We start from the raw sequence: 16,243 nt of genomic DNA, 5'->3' as shown, positions 1-16,243 counted from the left end.
GGCCGTTCCGCCACCCCTCGTCTCCGACCGGCGCTAGGAGTCCCAATGATCGTTCCCACCCGGACACACACCGATCACCGCATCACCCGTCTCGAACAGGGCCTCGCGGCCGGCGACGACACGGCGCTCGACGAGTTCTGGAAGACCGTCGCCACCGACGCCTCCCCGCTCATGGAGCCGATCGAGGACGACCCGGCACGGACGCTCGTCACGTTCCTCTGGCGCGATCCGGGCGACACCCGCAACGTGCTGGTGCTGTTCTACAGCGCGCCGACTCAGGCGGGCTTCGACGACTACCTGATGCGGCGGGTGCCGTCGACGGACCTCTGGTACGCGTCGTACATCCTGCCGTCGGACCTACGCACCACGTACCTGCTGTCGGTCAACGACTCGCTGGTGCCCTACGACACCTACGCGGACGTGCTGGCGCGCATTCCCGGGTACCGGGCCGATCCGCTGAACCCCCAGGAAGTCACCATCCTGGACGATCTGCGGGTCTCGGTGCTGGAACTGCCCGACGCGCCGAAGCAGCCCTGGAACATCGCACGACGGGGCGTGCCCAAGGGCAGCAACCACATGCACCTCCTCGACAGCGAGATCCTCGGGACCAAGCACCACGTCACGGTGCACACGCCGCCCGGCTACCGCCCCGACGGCGAGCCGTACCACATGCTGCTGCTCTTCGACGGCTGGGCGTACTTCAACTTCGCCGCCACGCCCACCGTCCTGGACAACCTGCTCTACGCCAAGCGGACCCCGCCGTTCGTCCTGGTCATGCACAGCAACACCGACCAGGCGGTCCGGGCCCGGGAGTTGCCCTGCCACGAGCCGTTCGCCGAGTTCCTCGACCGTGAACTGATGCCCTTCCTGCACGACAACTACAACGTCACGGCGGACCCGGCGAAGACGTACGTGGCCGGGTCGTGCTTCGGCGGGTTGGCCGCGGCGTACGTGGCGTACAAGCTGCCGCACCTCTTCGGCAACGTGATCTCGCAGTCGGGCTCGTTCTGGTGGCCGGAGCGCGCGACGCCGGACACCGAGATGGAGTGGTTGACCCGGCAGTTCGCCGACTCGCCGCCGCTGCCCATCCGGTTCTCCATCGAGGTCGGCTCACTGGAGGCGGCCCTCGTCGATTTCGACCAGCTCGAGACCAACCGCAGGCTGCGGGACGTGCTGCTCGGCAAGGGCTACGAGGTCGACTACTCCGAGTACTCGGGCGGCCACGACATGATCACGTGGCGCGGCACCCTGGTCCAGCGCCTGCTCGCACTGACCTCCGCCGGATGACCTCTCGAACAAGGGGATGAGTAGTAATGGCACAGCACACAATCACCGTACTTCCGGGCGACGGCGTGGGACCGGAGGTCACCGAGCAGGCCCTCGACGTGCTGCTCACCGTCGCTGATCTCTTCGGGCACGACTTCACGCTGCACAGCCGGCTCGCCGGCCTCACCGCCATCGCCGCCGAGGGGGTGGCGATCTCCGAGGAGACGATGAGCTTGTGCGGGAAGAGCGACGCCGTCCTGTTCGGCGCGATCGGCAGCCTGCCGCCGAGCGAGCGCCGGGACGCCCGGGTGCTGCCGGAACAGGCGTTGTTCCGGCTGCGCAAGGACTTCCAGTTCTTCGCGAACCTGCGGCCGATCCGGCCCGTCCCGGGTCTGCACCACGCGTCACCGGTGAAGCCCGAGTACGTCGCGGGCGCCGACCTGATCTTCGTCCGGGAACTCTCGGCCGGACTGTACTACGGACACCTGGACTCCACTCCGGACAAGCCGAGCGAAATCCGCACCACCGAGCACGGTTTGGTCGCGATCGACACACTCCGCTACACCGAGCAGGAGATCGAGCGGGTGGTGCGCGCCGCCTTCGACATCGCCGCGACCCGTCGCGGAACGCTCACGTCGGTCGACAAGGCCAACGTGCTGAGCTCGTCGATCCTCTGGCGGCGGGTGGTCGAACGCGTCGCGGCGGACCACCCCGGGGTGACCTGGGAGCACATGCTCGTCGACGCCTGCGCGATGTACCTGCTGCGGGACCCTGCCCGCTTCGACGTCATCGTGACGGAGAACCTCTTCGGCGACATCCTCACCGACGAGGCCGCCATGCTGACCAGCTCCATCGGCATGATCCCGTCGGCGAGCCTCGGCGTCCGACGGACCTCCGCCGGCATTTTCGGCCTGTACGAGCCGATCCACGGCTCCGCCCCGGACATCGCGGGACAGGACGTCGCGAACCCGGTCGGCGCCGTCCTCTCCGCCGCCCTCCTGCTGCGCCACTCGCTCGGCCTGACACGGGAGGCCGAAGCGGTGGAGCGGGCAGTGGAGGAGGCCATCGCCGAGGGCTATCGCACGGTCGACGTCCAGGAGCCGGGCACGAAGGCTGTCGGCACTCGTGAAATGGGCAAACACATCGTCGCCGCGCTGGCGGAGGGACACCGGCGATGACTCTGCGAACCGACGTGGCCGGCGTCGCGATCCACCTGCAGGAGCAACGGCTGCTCGTCCGGGAGGTCCGCGCCGAACTGGTACACCGGTACCGGGCCCGACTGCAGAACAACGACGAGCCACCGATCCGCATGATGGCGTCGCTCGTGCGGTCCCTGGAGCAGGAGTGCGCCCGGCGCGGCCTGGACCCGGCCGCGACCCGGCTGGAGATCGTCAACCGGACCATCGGCGACGTCGACACCCGGCTCATCACCGAGCGCGAGGGGGAGGACGGCGGCCCGGGCGACTACCGAATGCTCGCCGACGAACTCGGCATCGCGCTTCCCGGCGAGGACATCCAGGGCCACGTCGCCACCGGCCGGGTGTACCAGTGGCTGCGCGAACAGATGATGGCCATGGAGCGGGTCGTGCTGCGGGCCGGTTTCGACGCGCGCGTCTACGACCTGGCCAGCGTCGGTAACCCGGTGCTGCGGGAATGGCTGGCCGACGACATGCGGCAGTGGGGGCTCGAAGCCGATGCCGGCCACGTCGCCCTCGGCCTCGGCGCCACCGACTGCATGGACAAGGTGCTGCGTGGCCTGGCCGCCGTCGCCCGCAAGAGCTCGCGGGCCGTCGGCGCCGTGCTCCTGCCGGCTCCCGGGTTCAACGTCTTGGAGTCGCAGGCCGAGGCCAACGGCTACCGCGTCCATCCCGTCCGCACCCGCGCCGAGGACCACTTCAAGCTCACCGCCGAGCAGCTCGATCAGGCGCTGCGGGAGCACGCCGACGTCACCCTTGTCTACCTGACCGTCACCAGCAACCCGTCGACGTTCGCATACCAGCCGGAGGAACTGCGCGACCTGGTGGCGGTGCTGCGACGGTGGCGTGAGCACGGGCGAACCGTGTATCTCATGGCCGATCTGGCCTACATCGGCACCGGCGTTCCCGCCGACGACGAGGCCCGGATGCGAGCACTCACCTCGGCCACCGACATCACCGGGCAGATGATCTACGTCAGCAGCCTCTCCAAGACCCACACGCTCACCGGCGAACGGTTCGGATGGGTCACGTTCGGCGACGCCGGTCTCGCCGCCCGGCTGACCGGCAGCTGGATCAACAGCGTCGCCTCGATGCCCGGCGAGTGGCAGCTGCGCTTCATGGCCTATCACCGGCTCTTCCGCGAGAACCCACACCTGATCACGAAGATCCGCAGCCTGTACGCCCTGCGCCGGAGCCGGCTGCGGTCCCAGCTCGCCCAGCTCGACCAGCAGTTCGGCCTCTTCGAGCGGATCTTCGCCGACGACGACGCGACGATCTACAACTGGAGCGAGCTCCGCGCGGGAGAGGACTGCTTCTCCGTCTTCCAGAAGACCGGCATCGCCGGCATCCCCGGCTCCACCTTCAACTACTCAGACCGGTACGTCCGCTTCTCGGTTGGAATCCTGCCGGTAACGACCGACTGATCACCCGGCGCTTTCCGCATCTCCCAATCCGAAGCCCGCACCCAGGAGGTTCTCGTGACACACACCATCAGCCGACCGGCGGCCGCCGCGCTGTCCGCCGATGACCTGCCGGTCGACTTCAACTGGAACAGTGAGCCGAGCCCGCTGTCCCCGCTCCCTGAGTCGCTGCCTACCGAGCCGACCGCGCAGCAGGCCGCCGAGGCCGAGATCCTGTCCGAGTGCCTGCGCGACGGGCTGCAGGGCGTCAGCCGGTATCCGGACGTGGACTCGATGCTGAAGTATGTCGAACTGCTCGACGCGTTCGGCGTCCGGTCCGCCACGGTCGGCATCCACACCGGATCGGGCGTGCTCGACTCGACGATGAAGGAACTCCTCGCCGGTATGCGAGACCAGTTCCCGCGCATCGTGCCGTCGGTGCTGTCAGTCTGCACGGAAGGGTCCCTGAAGTGGACCGCCGAGTGCCGGGAGATTCACCCCGCACTCGAGTCCGTGGTCTTCATGGGCAGCGCGCCGTCGCGCCGCCTGGTGCAGGGCTGGGACCTCGACTTCGTGCTCGGCAAGCTCGCGACGTACATCAAGCGGACCGCCGACCTGGGCATCCCGGTGATCGCCGGGACGGAGCACACCACCCAGACGTCGCCGGAGGACGTACGCGCGATCACCCGGGTCCAGGTCGAGAACGGCGCCTACCGCGTGGCCGTGGCCGACACCATCGGCGTCGCCCGGCCGATCGGCGCCTACCGGCTCTGCCGGCTGGTCCGGGAGGTGCTCGACGAGATGGGCACCTCCGGCATGAAGCTGGACTGGCACGGGCACCGCGACACCGGCAACGCCCTGAGCAACGCCATGATGGCCGTCGCGGCCGGCGCCAACCGGATCCACGTCGTGTCGCGCGGCGTCGGCGAGCGATCGGGCAACGCCTCGCTGGAGGAGGTCGTCCTCAACCTGGCGGCCATCCGCGAGGAAGGCGGGCTGCCGGTGTCCTGGAACATGGCCGAGCTGCTCGGCCTGATCTCCTTCTACCAGGAGATGGTCGACGTGATCACCCCTGACCACGGGGTGCTCGGCAAGCGTTACAGCCACACCAGCTCCGGCATCCACACCGACGCGATCCTCAAGGCCAACGCGTTGGCCGAAAGTGCGCGCGAGGCACAGGACTTCCGGCGGGAGAAGCAGCTGCGCACCATGGCCCGCACCGTGTACTCCGCGGTCGACCCGGCCAGCATCGGCGGCACGTACTCGGTCGGCGTCAGCCAGTGGAGCGGCCAGAGTTCGGTGAAACTGGCCTGCCTGCAGAGCGGCCGCGACCCGGGGAAGCTCACCGCCGAGCGCATCGACGAGATCCTCCAACACGCGAAGAACCTCGGCCGCGAGCTCGAGGGCGAAGAACTCGAAGAGATGTTCGCGCAGTCCTGACCCCTCCGCCTCCTGATAGGGGAGAAGACACATGAGCCCACGAACCATGTTCGACAAGATCTGGGATGCCCACGTGGTCCGGGACGAGCCCGGCGAGGTGCCGATCCTGTACATCGACCGGCACCTCACCCACGAGGCGACCTCGCCGCAGGCCTTCTCGGGTCTGCGCGACCGCGGGATCGGCGTACGCCGTACCGGCGCCACCGTTGCCGTGCTCGACCACAACGTGCCGACCGTGCCCGGCCGCCGCATGGTGGACGTCATCGACGCCGCGAGCGTGACGTGCATCGAGACGATGCAGGACAACGCCCGCGAGTTCGGGGTCACGTTGTTCGACATGACCGACGAGTTCCAGGGCATCGTCCACGTCATCGGCCCGGAGCTGGGGATCTCCCTGCCCGGCATGACGGTCGTCTGCGGGGACTCCCACACCTCCACCCACGGCGCGCTCGGCATCTTCGCCATGGGCATCGGCACCAGCGAGGTGGAGCACGTGCTGGCCACCCAGTGCCTGCTCCAGCAGAAGCCGCGCACCATGAACATCCGGGTCGAGGGGACGCTCGCAGCCGGGGTCACGGCCAAGGACCTGGCGCTGGCGATCATCGGCAAGTTCGGCACGAACGTCGGGGCCAACCACGTCATCGAGTTCAGCGGTCCGGCCGTACGCTCCCTGACCGTCGAGGGCCGCATGACCCTGTGCAACATGGCGATCGAGGCGGGCGCGCGGGCCGGCATGGTGGCTCCCGACGAGGTCACCATCGAGTACGTCCGGGGCCGCCGGCACGCCCCGCAGGGCGAGCTCTTCGAGCAGGCTGCGGCGCACTGGCGGGAACTTGCCAGTGACCCGGGAGCAGACTTCGACGCCGTGCTCGACATCGACGTCGACGACCTCGCGCCGCAGATCACCTGGGGCACGGACCCGGGCATGGTCGTGGACGTCACGGGCACGGTGCCCGACCCGGCGGTGGAGGCCGACAGCGCGACCCGCAAGGCGTACGAGCGGGCCCTGGAGTACATGGGCCTCACGCCCGGCCAGAAGGTCGAGGACATCGAGGTTCAGACGGTGTTCATCGGCTCATGCACGAACTCCCGCATCGAGGACCTGCGCGCGGCGGCCGGCTACGTCGCGGGACGCCAGGTGGCGCCGGGCGTCCGCGCGATCGTCGTGCCAGGTTCGATGCAGGTGAGCCGGCAGGCCGAGGAGGAGGGCCTGGCCGGGATCTTCCGGGACGCGGGCTTCCAGTGGCGTGAGGCCGGCTGCAGCATGTGCATCGCCATGAACGGAGACCGGCTCTCCGCGGGGGAACGCTGCGCGTCGACCAGCAACCGCAACTTCGAGGGCCGCCAGGGTAAGGGCGGCCGGACCCACCTGGTCAGTCCGCTGATGGCCGCCGGCGCGGCGATCGCGGGCCACTTCGTCGACGTCCGTAACGCATAGGGAGCAGGTCCGTCATGGAGAACTTCATCACCCACACCGGTGTGGCCGCACCGCTGCCCCGCTCGAACGTCAACACCGACGACATCGTGCCCGCCCGGTTCCTCAAGACGGTTCGCCGTTCCGGATTCGCCGACGCCCTGTTCGCCAACTGGCGCTACATCGACGACCGCGACCCGAACCCCGACTTCGTGCTGAACCAGCCCCGGTACGCCGGTGCGACGGTGCTCGTGGCCGGGCTGAACTTCGGCTGCGGCTCCTCCCGTGAGCACGCCCCGTGGTCGCTGCGCGAGTTCGGCTTCCGCTGCATCATCGCGCCCAGCTTCGCCGACATCTTCTACAACAACTGCTTCAACAGCAGCATCCTGCCCGTCGTGCTCCCCTCGGCGGCGGTCGACGACCTCGTGGCCGCGCTCACCGACCAGCGGCAGGAGGTGCACATCGACCTGTCCGCGCAGACGGTCACGACGCCAGACGGGCAGCTCCTGCCGTTCGAGGTCGATCCGTTCAGGAAGACCGCGCTGCTGGAGGGCCTCGACAGCATCGACTGGACGCTGTCGCGCAGCGCCGAGATCGCCGCGTACGAGGAACGGCGCCGCCGCGAGGCGAGCTGGCTGTTCCTCGACCTGCCCGCCCCGGCATGACCATCCCTCTCACCCGACAAGGAGCCGACCGCCATGGATGACAGCAACGTGAAAGTCCTCGTCAACCACGAGGAGCAGTACTCGCTCTGGCCCGCCTTCCTCGACGTGCCCGCGGGCTGGACGGACACCGGCGTCTCCGGGACCAAGGAGGAGTGCATGTCGTATGTCAAGGAGGTGTGGACCGACATGCGTCCGCTGAGCCTGCGCCAGCGGATGGCCGAGTCGACGGCCACCCACGCCTGACCCGCAGCAGTCGACAGAGAAGAGCAGACGTTGTTTCTCAAGGCTAGCCGAGCCATCGTCGCCGGTCGCTGGCTGTCCGTGGCGTTCTGGATCATCCTCGCGGCGGTCCTGGTGCAGGCGGCTCCCAATCTGCAGGAGGAGGCCAACACCAGCCAGCAGGAGGCCCGGTCCCGGTCGAGCCTGGAGGCGTTCCAGGCTGGCGAACTGATCGCGGAAAAGTTCCCGCAGGTGCAGGAAGTGGCGAACAACCAGGTCACGGTCACTGTCTTCCGAGACAGTGGCCTGACCGCCGCCGACGAGACCTACGTGCGGTCCCTGGAGCAGTTCCTGGCTGGCCGCAAGGACGACATCCGGCTGCGGTCGACCGCGTCGCCGTACTCGGATCCGCAGAACGCCGGCACGCTGATCAGCCAGGATCGCAAGGCCACGCTGATAACGCTGAACCTCGACATGGCGTACGCGACCGAGGACAACAACGCCTGGCTGGAGCAGACCAAGGAGATCATGCCGCGGATCCGCGGCTATCTGTCCGGCGACGCCGCCGAGCGTGGTGGCGCCCCGGCGGCACCGTCCGGTCTCGACGTGCATCTCACTGGTGGGAACGCCATCTGGGGCGACGCCATCACGCTGCAGGAGGAGAGCCTCAACCGCACGCTGGTGATGACGCTCGCGTTCGTCCTGATCGTGCTGCTGATCATCTACCGGTCGCCGATCGCCGCGATCCTCCCGCTGCTCTCGGTGGGGCTGGCTCTGACGATCTCGCAGGGGGTGCTGGGCTTCGCGGCGGACGCGGGGCTCAGCGTCTCGCCGAACGCGCTGGTATTCCTCATCATCGTCCTGTTCGGGCTGGGCACCGACCACTCGTTGCTCATGTTCTCCCGCTTCCGGGACAGCCTGCTGAACGGTGTGGCGAGACGGGAGGCGCTGCGCGGCGCGATCGGGTACGGCGGCGAGGCCATCTTTGCCAGCGTCTGCGCCGTCATCGTGGCCTTCGGCGGCATGGCGTTCGCTCAGGACGTCAACTTCAAGGGCATCGGTCCGGCGCTGGCGATCGCGGTGTTCATCGAGTTCCTGGTCATCATGACGCTCATCCCCGCGGCGATGGCGATCTTCGGGGAGAAGGTGTTCTGGCCGTTCGTTCCGTCGAAGGTGCGGGCGCGGCGCCTGGGCGTGGGAACCGGCGGCGGCACCCCGAAGCACGGCATCTGGGATCGGGTCGCGTCGTCGGTCACCCGCCGGCCGACCCGGTTCATCGTGGCCACCGTCCTGGTGCTGCTGCCCTTCCTCGGCCTGCTGACCGGGTTCCGCTTCGACAACAACGAGCTACGGGCGCTGCTGCCCGCGTCGACCGACTCCTACCAGGGTCTGACCGTGCTGCGGGAGAACTTCGGCGAGGCGGCCGGGGCGGAGAACGCGATCACGATCGTCGTCGAGTCGCGACAGGGCGGCTGGGGCCAGGACCAACTCGCCACGGTCGCGAAGCTGGGCAGCGACCTGCAGGCTCTGCCCGGGGTGAGCCGGGTGACGGTGCCGACGCAGGAAAATGTGGCCCAGTACGTGTCCGCCGACGGCACGACCGTCAACATGAGCGCCGAGCTGAGCCACGACCCGTACTCGGAGCAGGCGCTCGACACCATCACCGACATCCGTGGCACTATGCGGGACTCGCTGCAGGGCACGAACCTGGCGGACGCGAGGACGTACGTCGGTGGCGTGACCGCGGAGGTCCGCGACAACCTGGCGACGCAGAAGCGGGACTCCGTCGTGATTGCCCTGATCGTGCTCGTCGGCATCTTCCTCGTCCTCGCGGTGCTGCTGCGCAGCCTCGTGGCACCGATCTACATGGTGGCGACCATCGTCCTGGCCTACGCGGCGACGATGAGCCTGACGGTGGCGTTCTTCCAGTACGTCCTCGGCTACGACGGACTGTGGATCGACGCCCCGATCGCCGCCTTCGTGATCCTGGTGGCGCTGGGCATCGACTACAGCATCTTCCTGATGACGCGGGTGAAGGAGGAATACCACACGCACGGGCGGTCGAACACCGAGGCGGTCCGCAACGCCCTCGCCCGCACCGGTTCCGTGATCACCTCGTGCGGCATCATCCTGGCCGGCACGTTCACGCCGCTGCTCTTCTCGGGGATCAAGTCGTACCTCGAGATGGGCTTCGCGATCGTGGTCGGCCTCCTGCTGGACACCTTCGTGATCCGCACGTTGCTCGTCCCGGCGATCGCCGTCAAGGTCGGCGACCGCAACTGGTGGCCCGGCCGGCGGCAGGACGTCGTCACGGAGATGCCGGACGCGGACGAGTCCCGCGAACCAATTCCTGCCAATCACTGACGAATCTGAATGGAGTACATGTCGTGAACGACCTCATTCGCCGGCTCTCCGCTGGTGAGCTGCCCGTCGTGGTCGGCGGCCCGGACCCTTCGGCGGCGGAGCTCAAGCAGCGCCTCACCGACATCGGGCACGTCTTCGTGAAGTTCCCCGGTACCGTCGGCGGCACGGATCTCGGCGTGCGGGTGGACCGGGACGCCACCGATCTGAGCGGCGCTGACTTCGCCGCCGAGACCGGCCGGGTGCACGTCGAGGGAACCCTCACGCTCGACTACGTGCCGGTGCGCTGCATCGCCGACCTCGACGTGGCGACGCTCAGCGGCACCGGCCGCCTCGTCGTGCTGGAGGAGGCGCACGTCGCCTGACCGAGCGCGGCCCGCCCTGCCGCGTCACGACTCACCGTTCACGGTGGGTCCGTGGCGCGGCACCGGCCGGTCAGGGGTCAGCCAGCCAGCGGCTGCACGATCGACTCCTCGCCCGGGATCCCGGTCGCCCGGTCCTCGAAGCGAGCCGAGCCGCGGCGTCGTTCGCGGAACTCCCGGAAGGCCATCGGCACCCCACGGGCCGCAGATATGTCGGCGTTGTCCATGATCTGCACGTGCACGTGCGGCTGGGTCGAGTTGCCGGAGTTGCCGCACTCCGCGATCTGCTGCCCGGCGCGTACCGGGTCGCCCAGCGCGGGGCGGACGGACCCGGCCCGCAGATGCGCCAGCGCGACGTACGCCCTGTTGCCGGGCAGCGCGATGGTCACGTAGTTGCCGGCGACCGCGCCCACACCCTGCCGCAGGCGCTGCGCCTGGCCCAGCACGTAGGGCACCAGCGCGAACTGGGATCGGCGCCCGACATGGTCGGCCTCCCCGTCGTGCACGTCGACGACGACGCCGTCGGCCGGGGCCAGAATCGGCCGTCCGAACGCGTAATAGCGGTCCGGGGGCTCGGTGGCCAGTATCGTTCGCCAATCACGGATGGCGGAGGTGCGGCGCCGCTCGTCGACGCCCACAAAATCAATGGCATACCGTTCTCCCAGCAGATCTGTCCCATGGCTCGGGACGCGTCGTGCCGGACTGTTTCGGGCAAGCCACAATCCGGTAAATGGCAATGAAATGACGAGCTCGTTGGCCCCATGCGGCGCGGAAAGACTCTCATTCATCGAGCAAGTATAAGCAACGGTGCTCATTTTGGCACCGGAAGGCGCTGTCGCCGATTCGTGTGTCCGTGCAAACTCACCTGCGAATTCAGATCGACGTGCCGTGCCACGCGTGCCCGGGGCCGTGCGGTCCCTGTCGCAGGGGCGGGCCACCGCTCTGCCGGCTGCTCCGGCCAGGGTGGATATGCCGCTGGTCGGAGCCGTGCGTCAGGCGGTGGCGGCGGCCCTCGGAGCATCTCCGGGCAGGCTCGCGGTGGGTGTTCCCGGCAGTCCGGCGCACAAGTCAAGGCGTTGCCGGTCTCGCCGTCTCGTCCCAACTCCGCTCCGTTCGCCGCCGCTGCCGGCAAGAAGCGGCAGGCTCGCGCGCCATACCGGAACAATTTTTCAGGAGCTTCGAAGTTGAGCGGGGTTGAGGCGTCCGCGGTTGCGTCGGGTGATGGGTGCGGGCGTGTAGCCGTTGGCTCTCGGGGTTGCGGTAGCCGTAGCCGTCGCGGGCGACGGTCTTGATGACACGGTTGGTGCCTTGGGCGTCAGCGATGGTGACTCTGGTTGCCGGAAATGCACGGACCTGCGCCCACCCGGTCTCGATCGGGGATGGCGACGATGCAGTTCGGGCAGTTCAGAGGCGGCGCAACGAGCGTAGAAGCGGTGCGGCCACCACGACCACGGGCCCACGCTGAGTCAGCGCCACTCGGCGGCGGACCTCTGCGTTGGCCCGGTCGGACAGCCGCGCGAGCCGGCGGCCAGCAGCGCCTGCGGCAGCACCTCCGCGGCGGTATCGAAGCGGCGACCAGCCACGTCACGCCGTGGTCCCGAGCCGACTGCTGCCCCGGCCGCCTCACGAAGCCGTGGTCAGCCCGGGCGCGAGCTGGGATCTGGGCGGCCTGCTGGGTAAGCGACTTCCGCGCACAGGCCGGAGTGCCGGCGGCGTTTGCGCCAGCGCGGCTCTACCGGCCGACCAGGGACCGGCCGGTTCCGCGGCCGGGTCGGGGTCGACTGCATCCGGTGGTGGACCTGTCCACCGGTCACGAGCAGGCACGACATCGTCCGCAGTGCGGGCAGCGCGCGGTGCGAGTGGAAGAGGCCGCTTCCCACCGCCTCTTCGCCTTCGTGGCTGCGCCGCGAAGGCGAAGGCCAAGGCCGAGAAGTTCCGGCCTCGCTGGTATTTGGATGGTTTTTGTTAACTGGCCTCCGGCGGTGACATCGACGGTTCGGATGATCCGGCTGCGGGCGGTTCGCGGAGCGGCGGTTGTTGTAGGCGCCCAAAGTGCCGCAGATATTGATCTTGTCGGTCCGGGGTGCCGGCCGTGCCGCGGGGCTCGGACTGCGACGGCGGTCTTTGCGGTCAAGCACTTTTTTAGGAGCTCCGATTCCTGCAAAATCGGGCTGAAACTCGCTCTTCGTAACTCACCCGTACTTTCTGCTTCACACATGTAAACGACATCCCAAGTCAACCGGATCATCTTGATCGGCCGCGTGTCAGTGTCGTATTGTGAAGCCGAGTAAGACATTCTTCGATGTTCGGAGGAAACGGTCACCGTGGACCTGCTAGTCGATCTACATAAGCAGGATCGCGACGGTTACAGGGTTCTGGTGCTCACTGACAACGAGTTGACACGCCGAGGTCTCAGCGACATGTTGGGAAGTCTGGCGGAAGTCACTGACGTCGAAACCTTTGTCAGCGTCCATCCTGACTACGTTCCGTTCTGCGAACATGGTCCGGTTGACATCCTGGTCATCGCTTGCCATGACCTGAAAGGCAGGGGGGTGAATCTGGTCGCTGACACGGCGGTCAGGTGCGGCACGAAGATCTTGGTGCTGATCGAGCGCAAGGTGGACTGCCTCGACACCGTCACAGAGTTCCCCAGCAACGGGTTTCTGATCAAGGACGACGTGACCGAGGATGCGCTCGCCGCGGCGCTGAGCCAGATCACCTGCGGCGAGGTGCCCATGCCTGCGATGCTCGCCAACCGCCTGCTGGAGCGTGTGCGTGGGGAGACGCCACCGGAGCGCCCAGTCTCACAGAAGCTGACGCCGCGGGAACGTGAGACTCTGGTGCTGGTCGCCGCCGGGCTCAGCAACAAACAGATCGCCCGCCGCATGCTGATCAGCCAGCACGGCGTCAAGCGCCTGGTGGCGAACATCTTGTCCAAGCTCAACTGCTCGAATCGGACGCTCGCCGCCGCGGTAGCGATCAAGGAGGGTCTGCTGCCGTAACGTGCCCGCCGGCACGGGCGTAGCGCCGGGTCAGAGGTGAGCGTTCTGGCGGATCGGGGCGTCGGCTTCGAGAATGCGGAGAACGAACTCGCGGTGGTCCAGGACGGCGAAGTGCCCGCCGGGCAGGACGTGACGGGCGAAGGGGCCGGTGGTCCTCGTCCGCCAGCCGTCCACACTGCCCACGGGCACACTGGAGTCGGCGACGCCGACCAGGGCCGTCACCGGGCAGGTGAGCCGTGGCTCCGGGTCGGGGCGATAAGTCTCGCCCGCCACCACGTCGCCGTGCAGGGTCGGCAGGTACGCCTCCAGGTGCTCGGGATCGTTCAGGATCGTGTCGGGGATGCCGCCGTAACGGCGCTGGAGCTCACCGGCGAACTTCGCGTCGGAAAGGCCGGACAGCTGGACGCGGCGGGCGTCCGTGCCGGGTGCCGCCGAGGCGGCGACCAGCAGGTGCACGGGTGCGGGCAGGCCGCGCTCGTGCACCTGCCGGGCGACCTCGGAGGCGACCAGCGAGCCGAGACTGTTGCCGAGCAACGCGAACGGCGTCGTCAGCAGCGGGGCTGCCGCACGGAGGAAGTCCTCGGCGAGATCGGCGACGCGGCCGAGTACGGGTTCGCCCCACCGGGTCTCGCGGCCGGGCGGCCGTACCGGGCAGATCTGGATCCGCGCCCGGCCATCGCCGGAAACCCAGGGCCGGAAGACGGCGGCGCCGCCACCGGCGTGCGGGAAGCAGAACAGCCGCAGGGCGGGGGTCCAGCCGGATGTGCCGAGCCACGGCAGCGCGCTGCGTGCCGGCTCGGCCGCGACCACGGCGGAGCCGGCGGCTCCCGGTTCCCCGACGGCCGGTGAATCATCGCCAGACTCCCGCAAGGCTCGCACCTTTCGTGCCGTGGATGGCCGAGTTCGGATTGAGCACAGCCTCGACATAAGACCGTTGCACAGGGCTGTGGTTCACCTCAACCGGGCCATACGGCGCGCGCCATCCGGCTACGGTCGGCTGTCGTGTTCATCGGCGATCGAACGCCTTGACGGCGTCATCGAACCGGTTGTAGCTTCGGCCCGTATCGCAGGAACGGCTCGGTGTCGATGACCTGCACCAAAGGGCATTGTCATCCTCGGCCGCGAATTCGTCCATTATCCATAAAGGCGGTTCGGTTCTGCGTTGCCCTGGTCAACCGAACATTGATACTCGCACCTGTTGTTAACAGTCTGCTGACGCTATGCAAGACCGACACGGGGGAGCTTTTACTGCATGTATGCGGTCAATTCAGTCATGGAAATGCCTTGTTCCACTTATCCGGGTAATTCACGCACTACCGCGCCGTTGCTGCCGGCCTCGGAGATCAGCAGCGAGGAGTACGGCGACGTCGTGCTCTCCTTGTTCGAGAGGTCGGGCATCGGCTTGGCGGTCCTCGACCCGGCGCTGCGGGTGCGCGCGTCGAACGACGTGTTCGGCGAGCAGTGTGGCCGTCCACGCGAGACCATCAAGGACCACAGCTTCGTGGCGTTTCTCCACCTCAGCGTGCGGCAGGGCCTGCTGCGCCAGTTCGAGCGACTCGTCCAGGGACGGCGCAGTCACGTCGTCTGCCACTCTCTCGCCGTGCGTTTCGCGAGGACTGACATCGCCGGGCAACTGGCCGCCTTTCCGGTGGACGACAACAACGGCAAGGTCCGCATGATCGTGGTGCAGTTCGTGCCCGAGCGGATCGAGGAATCACAACCCGAGGTCAGCGAGCAGCTAAAGCTGACCGCCCTCACCGCCAAGATTTTGGAAGGCGTGGCGGCGGGCGATCCCACCGTGCGGCTCGCGGCCAAGCTCTTCCTGAGCCGCCAGGGGATCGAATATCACGTGAGCGCTCTTCTGCGGCAATTCAAGGTGCCGAATCGCACCGCGCTCGCCGCGAAGGCCTACTCGATGGGGATTTTCACCGTGGGCTGCTGGCCGCCCAAAGTGCTCCCTGAGTGCATACGATCCTGACTGCCCCGCCCGAATGCCCGCCCCTCCGCCCCTTGTTCCGCTCCACGCCCTCGAATGACCGACGCCAATCGCGTAGGCCCAGTATCGGCACGTGACGCCGCCGCCGCGACCCCGACAGCCGTCCACTGGAAGATCCCTTAGTGAAACGGTCGACTAGAAATGTCCCTAGCTCTCCGCAGCTTTACTGATCGCATGACGGCTGACGGCTACAGCGGCGCCCTGGGTGTCCTCGGCGGGATGGGCCCGTCCGCGTCGGCCGGATTCCTCCAGACCGTGTACGAGGCAGCGGCCGAGCAGTCGGGCTCGTTCGCCGAACAGACCCTGCCTCGCTGCCTGCTCGACTCGGACCCGGCCTTTCCCGACCGCACCGAGGTGATCCGCACTGGCGGGGAGGTGGAGTTCACGGCGCGGCTCGCGCGCCGCCTGGCCGGTCTTGAGGAACTAGGGGCCACCCGGATCGTGGTCGCCTGCGTGACCGCCCACCACTTCCTGGACCGGCTCGAGCCCGCCCGGCGCACCCGGCTGATCTCGCTCGTGGACGTGATCCTCGACGAACTCGAAGCCGTCGGCGCGGGGGAGCGCCTTCTGCTGGTCGCCAGCCACGGCACGCGCGACGCCCGCGTCTTCGAGCGGACGACCCGCTGGCCCACCGTGGCGCACCGGGTCGTGCTCCCCGGGCCGGAGGTTCAAGAAACACTGCACCAGCTGCTCTATCGCCTCAAGTCGGAGCCGGCCACCGATGAGATCTCCACCCGCTTCCTGCGGATCGCGGCCGAGCACGGCTGCCGAGGGCTGATCGCGGGTTGCACCGAGGCCCACCTGCTGACGCGCAGGCTGCGCGGCGGCGAGCACCGGATCATCGACCCCCTGCTCACCATCGCCACACAACTGAAGTCTCTGCTCGCCGAATGACAGAGACGACGGAACGGAGGAGTGCTCG

General features: G+C 68.1%; 14 protein-coding genes. 12 read left to right on the top strand and 2 right to left on the bottom strand.

The features are described 5' to 3' along the window. Window positions 1-45: 45 nt before the first annotated feature. From fes to PCA76_RS21250, 9 genes are read left to right on the top strand one after another with little or no spacing between them, the layout of a single operon-like run. Entirely contained in the window at window positions 46-1,287 is a 1,242-nt protein-coding gene (gene fes / locus PCA76_RS21290) for an enterochelin esterase (protein WP_272612244.1), read from the top strand. 26 nt (window positions 1,288-1,313) lie between these two features. After that, window positions 1,314-2,444, top strand: coding sequence for a 3-isopropylmalate dehydrogenase (gene leuB / locus PCA76_RS21285; RefSeq protein ID WP_272612243.1), 1,131 nt, complete (start codon window positions 1,314-1,316; stop codon window positions 2,442-2,444). Further along, the gene (locus PCA76_RS21280) at window positions 2,441-3,886 is read left to right on the top strand and encodes a pyridoxal phosphate-dependent aminotransferase (RefSeq protein ID WP_272612242.1); all 1,446 of its coding nucleotides are present in this window, start codon (window positions 2,441-2,443) and stop codon (window positions 3,884-3,886) included. Before leuB ends, PCA76_RS21280 begins: the two co-directional genes overlap by 4 nt. Before the next feature lie 54 nt (window positions 3,887-3,940). Further along, complete coding sequence (locus PCA76_RS21275; protein WP_272612241.1) at window positions 3,941-5,302, top strand: hypothetical protein; 1,362 nt, start codon at window positions 3,941-3,943, stop codon at window positions 5,300-5,302. A 31-nt stretch (window positions 5,303-5,333) separates the two neighbouring features. After that, the gene (gene leuC, locus PCA76_RS21270) at window positions 5,334-6,740 is read left to right on the top strand and encodes a 3-isopropylmalate dehydratase large subunit (RefSeq protein ID WP_272612240.1); all 1,407 of its coding nucleotides are present in this window, start codon (window positions 5,334-5,336) and stop codon (window positions 6,738-6,740) included. A gap of 14 nt (window positions 6,741-6,754) precedes the next feature. Continuing rightward, window positions 6,755-7,381 carry a 3-isopropylmalate dehydratase small subunit gene (gene leuD, locus PCA76_RS21265; protein ID WP_272612239.1) on the top strand — a complete coding sequence of 209 codons (627 nt, stop codon included), beginning with the start codon at window positions 6,755-6,757 and terminating at the stop codon, window positions 7,379-7,381. A 33-nt stretch (window positions 7,382-7,414) separates the two neighbouring features. Then, a complete protein-coding gene (locus PCA76_RS21260; RefSeq protein WP_272612238.1) occupies window positions 7,415-7,624 on the top strand; it encodes an MbtH family protein in 210 nt (69 codons plus the stop codon). 30 nt (window positions 7,625-7,654) lie between these two features. Continuing rightward, a complete protein-coding gene (locus PCA76_RS21255; protein ID WP_272612236.1) occupies window positions 7,655-9,964 on the top strand; it encodes an MMPL family transporter in 2,310 nt (769 codons plus the stop codon). A 23-nt stretch (window positions 9,965-9,987) separates the two neighbouring features. After that, window positions 9,988-10,326 carry a hypothetical protein gene (locus PCA76_RS21250; protein ID WP_272612235.1) on the top strand — a complete coding sequence of 113 codons (339 nt, stop codon included), beginning with the start codon at window positions 9,988-9,990 and terminating at the stop codon, window positions 10,324-10,326. A gap of 77 nt (window positions 10,327-10,403) precedes the next feature. Here the strand turns inward: PCA76_RS21250 and PCA76_RS21245 are convergent, their stop codons facing one another. Beyond that, window positions 10,404-10,961 (bottom strand): M23 family metallopeptidase, encoded by a 558-nt coding sequence (locus PCA76_RS21245; RefSeq protein ID WP_272612234.1) that lies wholly within the window; start codon window positions 10,959-10,961, stop codon window positions 10,404-10,406. A gap of 1,686 nt (window positions 10,962-12,647) precedes the next feature. On the opposite strand from PCA76_RS21245, the gene PCA76_RS21240 reads away from it, so the two are divergent. Beyond that, window positions 12,648-13,325 carry a response regulator transcription factor gene (locus tag PCA76_RS21240; protein ID WP_272612233.1) on the top strand — a complete coding sequence of 226 codons (678 nt, stop codon included), beginning with the start codon at window positions 12,648-12,650 and terminating at the stop codon, window positions 13,323-13,325. Between the two features lie 30 nt (window positions 13,326-13,355). On the opposite strand, the gene PCA76_RS21235 is transcribed toward PCA76_RS21240, so the two are convergent. Then, window positions 13,356-14,195 (bottom strand): thioesterase II family protein, encoded by an 840-nt coding sequence (locus PCA76_RS21235; protein ID WP_272612232.1) that lies wholly within the window; start codon window positions 14,193-14,195, stop codon window positions 13,356-13,358. A gap of 382 nt (window positions 14,196-14,577) precedes the next feature. Here PCA76_RS21235 and PCA76_RS21230 point away from each other — a divergent pair, with 382 nt between their 5' ends. Next, entirely contained in the window at window positions 14,578-15,303 is a 726-nt protein-coding gene (locus PCA76_RS21230) for a PAS domain-containing protein (RefSeq protein ID WP_272612231.1), read from the top strand. Between the two features lie 192 nt (window positions 15,304-15,495). Then, complete coding sequence (locus tag PCA76_RS21225; protein WP_272612230.1) at window positions 15,496-16,215, top strand: aspartate/glutamate racemase family protein; 720 nt, start codon at window positions 15,496-15,498, stop codon at window positions 16,213-16,215. Window positions 16,216-16,243 lie beyond the last annotated feature (28 nt).

Source organism: Micromonospora sp. LH3U1 (assembly GCF_028475105.1).
GTDB lineage: Bacteria > Actinomycetota > Actinomycetes > Mycobacteriales > Micromonosporaceae > Micromonospora.
This window is presented reverse-complemented; position numbering and strand designations above follow the sequence as displayed.